We start from the raw sequence: 8248 nt of genomic DNA on the forward strand, positions 1-8248 counted from the left end.
ACCCCGACCGGTCCGCCGACCCCGGCCACCCGGCGGACGCCAAGCCCTCCGGCACGCCCCGGAGGTCCGACAACAACCGGGGGAGTGGAACGGCGTGAGGGAACGACTCACCGACGGCCTGTACGGCCTGGGCTGGGGGGCGGTCAAGCGGCTGCCCGAGCGCACCGCCGTGGGCCTCGGCCGCACGGTCGCCGACCGCACCTGGAAGCGGCGCGGCAAGGCGGTGCGCCAGTTGGAGGCGAACCTCGCCCGGGTGGTGCCCGACGCCTCGCCCGAACGCCTCAGAGAGCTGTCCCGCGCCGGAATGCGCTCCTACCTGCGGTACTGGATGGAGGCGTTCCGACTGCCCGCGTGGAGCGCGGAGCGGATCGGCCGCAGCGTCTACATCCACGACCTGCACCACCTCACCGACTCGCACGCCGCCGGCAAGGGCACCGTGCTCGCCCTTCCGCACCTGGCCAACTGGGACCTCGCCGGCGCCTGGCTCGCCAGCCACCTCGGCATCCCCTTCACCACCGTCGCCGAACGCCTCAAGCCCGAGTCGCTGTACGACCGGTTCGTCGCCTACCGGGAGGGCCTCGGCATGGAGGTGCTGCCGCACGAGGGCGGCGCCGCCTTCGGCACGCTCGCCCGCCGGATGCGGGCCGGCGGCATGGCCGCCCTCGTCGCCGACCGCGACCTGTCCGCCTCCGGCATCGAGGTGGACTTCTTCGGCGAGAAGGCCCGGATGCCCGGCGGTCCCGCGCTGCTCGCTCTCCAGACCGGCGCCCGGCTGCTGCCCGCGACGCTCTGGTACGACGGCACCCCCGTGCTCAAGGGCCGGGTCCACCCCCCGGTGGCCGTGCCGACCGAGGGCACCCGCGCGGAGAAGGCCGCCGCGATGACCCAGCGGATGGCGGACCGCTTCGCCGAGGGCATCGCCGCCCACCCCGAGGACTGGCACATGCTGCAGCGACTGTGGCTCTCCGACCTGGAGCCCCGCGACACCGGGCAGGGCGCGGACCCGGCGTCCGGGCCGGCGGCCCCGCTGCCGCAGGCACGGCCGTCCGACGGCACGACGGCCGACCGGCAGCAGTCGCGCGCCGGCGGCGAGACGGGACGGAAGCCGTGAGGATCGGCATCGTCTGCCCCTACTCGTGGGACGTGCCCGGCGGCGTCCAGTTCCACATCCGCGACCTGGCCGAGCACCTGATCAGGTCGGGCCACGAGGTCTCCGTCCTGGCCCCCGCCGAAGAGGGCAGCCTGCTCCCGCCGTACGTCGTCTCCGCCGGCCGGGCCGTGCCGGTTCCCTACAACGGCTCGGTGGCGCGCCTGAACTTCGGCGTGCTCTCCGCCGCCCGCACCCGCCGCTGGGTCAACGAGGGCGGCTTCGACGTGCTGCACCTGCACGAGCCCGCCGCCCCCTCGCTCGCCCTGCTGGCCTGCTGGGCGGCGAGCGGCCCCGTCGTCGCCACCTTCCACACCTCCAACCCGCGCTCGCGCGCCATGATGGCCGCCTACCCGATCCTCCAGGCCGCCCTGGAGAAGATCAGCGCGCGCATCGCGGTGAGCGAGTACGCCCGCCGGACCCTCGTCGAGCACCTGGGCGGGGACGCGGTGGTCATCCCCAACGGCGTGGACGTGGACTTCTTCGCCTCCGCCGAGCCCAAGAGCGAGTGGCAGGGCGAGACCATCGGCTTCGTCGGCCGCATCGACGAGTCCCGCAAGGGCCTGCCGGTGCTCATGCGCGCCCTGCCGGAGATCCTGCGCCGCCGCCCCGGGGCCCGCCTGCTGGTCGCCGGACGCGGCGACGAGCGGGAGGCCGTCGCCGGTCTCCCCGAGGAGCTGCGGGACCGCGTCGAGTTCCTCGGCATGGTCAGCGACGAGGACAAGGCCCGGCTGCTGCGCAGCGTCGACGTGTACGTGGCGCCCAACCTCGGCGGGGAGAGCTTCGGCATCATCCTGGTGGAGGCCATGTCGGCCGGCGCGCCCGTGCTCGCCAGCGACCTGGACGCGTTCGCCCAGGTGCTGGACGGCGGGCGAGCGGGGGAGCTGTTCCCCAACGAGGACGCCGACGCGCTCGCCGAGGCCTGCGTCCGCCTCCTCTCCGACCCCGAGCGGCGGGCCGAGCTGCGGGCGCACGCCTCCCGTCATGTGCGGCGCTTCGACTGGTCGACCGTCGGCGCGGACATCCTCGCCGTCTACGAGACGGTCATCGAGGGCGCGGCACGCTCCGCCGCGGGCCCCGACACCGGGTCGGCGGGCCCGGACGAGGGGTCGGACGCCGGGTCGGACGCGGGTTCGGACAGCGCGGTGGCCGGCGGCACGGACTCCGGGGCCGCCGCGACCGGCCAGCGGCCGCGCTCCACGGGCTGGCGCCGCCCCTGGGGGTGAGAGCGCCGGCCGGTACTGTAGCCAGCCGTGACGACCTTCACCTGGCTCATCCTGGCCGCCGCCGCGCTGCTGCTGATCGCGGTCTACCTCAGCTGGACCGCCGGCCGGCTCGACCGCCTGCACAGCCGGATCGACGCCGCCCGCGCCGCGCTCGACGCCCAGCTGCTGCGCCGCGCCTCGGTGGCCCAGGAGCTGGCCACCTCGGGCGTGCTCGACCCGGCCGCCTCGATGGTCCTCCACCAGGCCGCCCACCGGGCGCGCCAGGCGGAGGAGGAGGAACGCGAGGTCGCCGAGAGCGAGTTCAGCCAGGCGCTGCGCGCGGTCTTCGCCGACCAGGCCCAGGTGGCCGCGGTGCGGGAGGTTCCCGGCGGCGAGGAGACCATCGAGGAGCTGACCGCCGCCGTGCGCCGCGTGCCGATGGCACGCCGCTTCCACAACGACGCGGTGCGCGCCGCGCGGGCGCTGCGGCGGCACCGCAAGGTGCGGCTGTTCCGGCTGGCCGGCCACGCGGTCTCCCCGCAGGCGTTCGAGATGGACGACGAGCCGCCGGCGGTCCTCGACGACCGCAGCAACCCCGCCTGACCGCGCCCCGTCCGCCAGGGGCCGTGACAGGCCACCGACCGTGAATTGGCCCTTGCCGCCCGGGCCGGGCCCGTCTTTTATCAGTGGAGGAGCACGACCGCGTCCGAAGTGGACCTGGTGGCCGGTCGGCCGTCCGACAGGACGGGCCTACGATGGCCCTGTCGTACTTTCCCCGTCGAGTGAGGTCAAACCGTGTCCAGCACGTCACCCAGCACGTCCGAAGCCACCGCCCCCGCCACCGGCACCGCCCGGGTCAAGCGCGGCATGGCCGAGCAGCTCAAGGGCGGCGTGATCATGGACGTGGTCACCCCCGAGCAGGCCAAGATCGCCGAGGACGCCGGCGCGGTCGCGGTCATGGCGCTGGAGCGGGTCCCGGCCGACATCCGCAAGGACGGCGGCGTCGCCCGCATGTCCGACCCGGACATGATCGAGGGCATCATCGACGCCGTGTCGATCCCGGTGATGGCCAAGTCCCGCATCGGCCACTTCGTGGAGGCCCAGGTCCTCCAGGCGCTCGGCGTCGACTACATCGACGAGTCCGAGGTGCTCACCCCGGCCGACGAGGTCAACCACAGCGACAAGTTCGCCTTCACCACGCCGTTCGTCTGCGGCGCCACCAACCTCGGTGAGGCCCTGCGCCGCATCGCCGAGGGCGCGGCGATGATCCGCTCCAAGGGCGAGGCCGGCACCGGCAACGTCGTCGAGGCCGTCCGCCACATGCGCCAGATCAAGGGCGACATCAGCCGTCTGCGCGGCCTGGACAACCACGAGCTGTACGCCGCCGCCAAGGAGCTGCGCGCCCCCTACGAACTGGTCAAGGAGGTCGCCGAGCTGGGCAAGCTGCCGGTCGTGCTGTTCTCCGCCGGTGGTGTCGCGACCCCGGCCGACGCCGCCCTGATGCGCCAGCTCGGCGCCGAGGGTGTGTTCGTCGGCTCCGGCATCTTCAAGTCCGGCGACCCGGCCAAGCGCGCCGCCGCCATCGTGAAGGCCACCACCTTCTACGACGACCCCAAGGTGATCGCCGACGCCTCGCGCAACCTCGGTGAGGCCATGGTCGGCATCAACTGCGACACCCTGCCGGAGACCGAGCGCTACGCCAGCCGCGGCTGGTGACGCGGGCCTGCGAAGCAGGCCCTGAGCGCCGCAGCTGACGTGGGGCACTTCCCTGGGCCAAGCCCCGGGAAGTGCCCCACGGAGCCTGTCCGGCGGGTCGGAGCGGCGCCGGCCGAACCGCTGGTCACGGGGCCGCGCGTCAGCAACTTCAGGAGAGTCGTCTTGAGCACCGAAGCCACCACCTCCCAGCCCGTCGTCGGCGTCCTCGCCCTCCAGGGCGACGTGCGCGAGCACCTGGCCGCGTTGCGCGCCGCCGGCGCCGACGCCCGCGAGGTGCGCCGGCCCGAGGAACTGGCCGCGGTCGACGGCCTGGTCATCCCCGGCGGCGAGTCCACGACCATGTCCAAGCTCGCCACGATCTTCGGCCTGCTGGAGCCGCTGCGCGAGCGGGTGCGGTCGGGCATGCCCGCCTACGGGTCCTGCGCCGGCATGATCATGCTCGCGGACAAGATCCTCGACCCGCGCAGCGGCCAGGAGACCGTCGGCGGCATCGACATGATCGTCCGCCGCAACGCCTTCGGCCGGCAGAACGAGTCCTTCGAGGCGTCGCTGGAGGTGGCCGGCCTGGAGGGCGGGCCGGTGGAGGGCGTGTTCATCCGGGCGCCGTGGGTGGAGTCCACCGGCGCCGCGACGGAGGTGCTGGCGACCTACGACGGGCACCCGGTGGCGGTCCGTCAGGGCGCGCTGCTGGCCACCTCCTTCCACCCGGAGCTGACCGGCGACCACCGCGTCCACCGGCTGTTCACCGACATGGTCCGGGCGGCGGCGCCCGCGCGTTGATCCCGCCGGACCCCGGGAGTCGGCCCCGGCCGGAGGGCGCAAGCCGTGGCGCCGGCCGGTCGGCGGTAGGATCAGGCGCGTTGGTTCTGTCGGTGACATCAAAGGAGCGAGGCTGTGTCCGGCCACTCTAAGTGGGCAACCACCAAGCACAAGAAGGCCGTGATCGACGCCAAGCGCGGCAAGCTCTTCGCCAAGCTGATCAAGAACGTCGAGGTGGCGGCACGGCTGGGCGGAGCCGACCCGGAAGGCAACCCCACGCTCTACGACGCCATCCAGAAGGCCAAGAAGAGCTCGGTCCCGAACAAGAACATCGACAGCGCGGTCAAGCGCGGTGCCGGTCTTGAGGCGGGCGGCGCCGACTACGAGACGATCATGTACGAGGGCTACGGCCCCAACGGCGTCGCGCTGCTCATCGAGTGCCTCACCGACAACCGCAACCGCGCCGCCTCCGACGTGCGGGTGGCGATGACCCGCAACGGCGGTTCGATGGCCGACCCGGGTTCGGTGTCCTACCTGTTCAACCGCAAGGGCGTCGTCATCGTCCCCAAGGGCGAGCTGACCGAGGACGACGTGCTCGGCGCGGTGCTCGACGCCGGCGCCGAGGAGGTCAACGACCTCGGCGAGTCCTTCGAGGTGCTGAGCGAGGCCGGCGACCTGGTCGCCGTCCGCACCGCGCTCCAGGACGCCGGCATCGACTACGACTCCGCCGAGGCGAACTTCGTCCCGTCGATGCAGGTCGAGCTGGACGAGGAGGGCGCGCGGAAGATCTTCAAGCTGATCGACGCCCTGGAGGACAGCGACGACGTGCAGAACGTCTTCGCCAACTTCGACGTGTCCGACGAGGTCATGGCCAAGGTCGACGCCTGAGCCGACCGTCGGCCGGGCACCGGCCGCGCACACCGTGACGGGCCGGCGGGGGAGCACCCCGCCGGCCCGTCGGCGCACCGACACCGGCCGGGCGCGGGGGTGTTGTCACAGCCGGGGGCTACGCTTCCGTCGGAAGCCGGCAGCCGTCAGGGGCGGTCGGCAGCGGACACGGACGCGGGTTGTCAGCGGGGAGGAAGCCGGTGCTGGTGCTCGGGGTCGATCCGGGCCTTACCCGGTGCGGCGTGGGCGTGGTCGAGGGCAGCGCCGGGCGGCCGCTGCGGATGGCCGGGGTCGGCGTCGTCCGCACGCCGAGCGACGCGGACACCGCGCAGCGGCTGCTCGCGGTCGAGCGCGGGCTGGAGGAGTGGCTGGACCGGCACCGCCCCGACGTCGTGGCCGTCGAGCGGGTCTTCAGCCAGCACAACGTCAGCACGGTGATGGGCACGGCCCAGGCCAGCGCGGTTGCCATGCTGTGCGCCGCCCGGCGCGGGCTGCCGGTCGTGCTGCACACGCCCAGCGAGGTCAAGGCGGCCGTCACCGGCTCCGGCCGGGCGGAGAAGGCGCAGGTGGGCGCGATGGTCGCGCGGCTGCTGCGGCTGGCGGAACCGCCGCGCCCGGCGGACGCCGCCGACGCGCTCGCGCTGGCGATCTGCCACATCTGGCGGGCGCCCGCGCTCGGTCGGCTCCAGGCGGCCGCCGCCCGGCAGACCTCCGCCGCCGGAAGCGCCACCGGCGGTGCTCCCGGTCGTCTCCCCGGCCGTGCCGCCGGTCGTCCACGAAGCAGGAAGGGCAGCAGCACATGATCGCCTTTGTCGAGGGCCGGGTGGCCGCCGTCGCGCCGGACGGCGCGGTCGTCTCCGTCGGCGGGGTCGGCCTCAACGTCCAGTGCACGCCGGGCACGCTCGCCGGGCTGCGGGTCGACGAACCCGCCCGGCTGGCCACGTCCCTTGTCGTCCGCGAGGACTCCCTCACCCTCTACGGCTTCGCCGACGAGGACGAGCGGCAGGTGTTCGAACTCCTCCAGACCGCCAGCGGCGTCGGCCCCCGGCTCGCCCAGGCCATGCTCGCCGTGCACACGCCCGACGCCCTGCGCACAGCGGTCGCCACCGGCGACGAGAAGGCGCTCACCGCCGTCCCGGGCATCGGCAAGAAGGGCGCGCAGAAGCTACTGCTGGAGCTGAAGGACCGGCTGGGCGCCCCCCGGGGCCCGGTGGGCGCCGGCCGTGCGGCCCCGGCCGCCGCACCCGCCGGCTGGCGGGACCAGCTCGGCGGAGCGCTGGTGGGTCTCGGCTACTCCACCAGGGAGGCCGACGAGGCCGTGGCGGCGGTGGAGCCCCGCGCCGAGGAGACGCTGGCCCAGGGCGGCACCCCGCAGGTCGGGGAGCTGCTGCGGGCGGCCCTCCAGACCCTCAACCGGGCCCGCTGACCCCCGCCCGCACGGCCTGCACGGCCCGCGACAGACTTACCGAACCCGACGGAAAGACCGATGATGACCTGGGACGACGGCAGCACCGACGGCGCCTACCCGGCCGGCCTCGACGGCCTGGCGCCGGGCGGCCCGGCGGGGGACGCCGAGCGGCTGGTGGACGCCGGCGCCGACAGCGAGGACAGCGCCGTGGAGGCGGCGCTGCGTCCGAAGAGCCTGGCCGAGTTCGTGGGTCAGCCCAAGGTGCGGCAGCAACTCGATCTGGTGTTGAAGGCGGCCAGGCAGCGCGGCGCGAGCGCCGACCACGTCCTGCTCTCGGGCGCCCCGGGTCTCGGCAAGACGACCCTGTCGATGATCATCGCCTCGGAGATGGGCGCCCCCATCCGCATCACCTCGGGCCCCGCCATCCAGCACGCCGGCGACCTCGCGGCCATCCTCTCCTCCCTCCAGGAGGGGGAGGTGCTGTTCCTCGACGAGATCCACCGCATGTCCCGGCCCGCCGAGGAGATGCTGTACATGGCGATGGAGGACTTCCGCGTCGACGTGATCGTCGGCAAGGGCCCGGGTGCCACCGCCATCCCGCTGGAGCTTCCCCCCTTCACCCTGGTCGGCGCCACCACCCGAGCCGGCCTGCTGCCGCCGCCGCTGCGCGACCGCTTCGGCTTCACCGCCCACATGGAGTTCTACGAGGCCGAGGAACTGGAACGGGTGGTGCACCGCTCGGCCCGGCTGCTGGACGTCGCCGTCGACGAGGCCGGCGCCGCCGAGATCGCCGGTCGCTCCCGTGGCACTCCGCGCATCGCCAACCGGCTGCTGCGCCGGGTCCGCGACTACGCGCAGGTCGAGGCCGACGGCCACATCACCAGGGAGGTCGCCGGCAGGGCGCTCGCGGTGTACGAGGTGGACGAGCGCGGCCTGGACCGGCTCGACCGCGCGGTGCTGCAGGCGCTGCTCAAGCTGTTCGGCGGCGGCCCGGTGGGCCTGTCGACGCTGGCCGTCGCCGTGGGGGAGGAGCGCGAGACGGTCGAGGAGGTCGCCGAACCGTTCCTGGTACGGGAGGGACTGCTCGCCAGGACGCCGCGCGGGCGGGTCGCCACCCCCGCGGCG

At 74.1% G+C, this 8248-nt stretch carries 8 protein-coding genes and 1 pseudogene; all 9 read left to right on the top strand.

Annotated features, from left to right (window positions below):
• Positions 1 to 94 precede the first annotated feature (94 nt).
• A complete protein-coding gene (locus GL263_RS16255; protein ID WP_182856442.1) occupies positions 95 to 1111 on the top strand; it encodes a phosphatidylinositol mannoside acyltransferase in 1017 nt (338 codons plus the stop codon).
• Positions 1108 to 2232: pseudogene (locus GL263_RS16260) on the top strand (glycosyltransferase family 4 protein); the annotation flags it as partial. The gene GL263_RS16255 and the pseudogene GL263_RS16260, both read left to right, overlap by 4 nt.
• Positions 2233 to 2400: 168 nt before the next feature.
• Entirely contained in the window at positions 2401 to 2955 is a 555-nt protein-coding gene (locus GL263_RS16265; RefSeq protein ID WP_182856444.1) for a hypothetical protein, read from the top strand.
• 192 nt (positions 2956 to 3147) lie between these two features.
• Entirely contained in the window at positions 3148 to 4068 is a 921-nt protein-coding gene (gene pdxS / locus GL263_RS16270) for a pyridoxal 5'-phosphate synthase lyase subunit PdxS (RefSeq protein WP_182856445.1), read from the top strand.
• 162 nt (positions 4069 to 4230) lie between these two features.
• The gene (pdxT, locus tag GL263_RS16275; RefSeq protein WP_182856446.1) at positions 4231 to 4848 is read left to right on the top strand and encodes a pyridoxal 5'-phosphate synthase glutaminase subunit PdxT; all 618 of its coding nucleotides are present in this window, start codon (positions 4231 to 4233) and stop codon (positions 4846 to 4848) included.
• Between the two features lie 114 nt (positions 4849 to 4962).
• A complete protein-coding gene (locus tag GL263_RS16280; protein WP_182856447.1) occupies positions 4963 to 5715 on the top strand; it encodes a YebC/PmpR family DNA-binding transcriptional regulator in 753 nt (250 codons plus the stop codon).
• A 200-nt stretch (positions 5716 to 5915) separates the two neighbouring features.
• A complete protein-coding gene (gene ruvC, locus GL263_RS16285) occupies positions 5916 to 6518 on the top strand; it encodes a crossover junction endodeoxyribonuclease RuvC (protein ID WP_182856448.1) in 603 nt (200 codons plus the stop codon).
• Complete coding sequence (gene ruvA, locus GL263_RS16290; protein ID WP_182856449.1) at positions 6515 to 7141, top strand: Holliday junction branch migration protein RuvA; 627 nt, start codon at positions 6515 to 6517, stop codon at positions 7139 to 7141. Before ruvC ends, ruvA begins: the two co-directional genes overlap by 4 nt.
• 63 nt (positions 7142 to 7204) lie before the next feature.
• Positions 7205 to 8248 (top strand): Holliday junction branch migration DNA helicase RuvB (gene ruvB, locus GL263_RS16295; RefSeq protein ID WP_182856450.1); only part of this gene is annotated, 1044 nt, incomplete at its 3' end.

Origin of the sequence: Streptomyces durbertensis, assembly GCF_014156695.1 — a bacterium.
GTDB classification, from domain to species: domain Bacteria; phylum Actinomycetota; class Actinomycetes; order Streptomycetales; family Streptomycetaceae; genus Streptomyces; species Streptomyces durbertensis.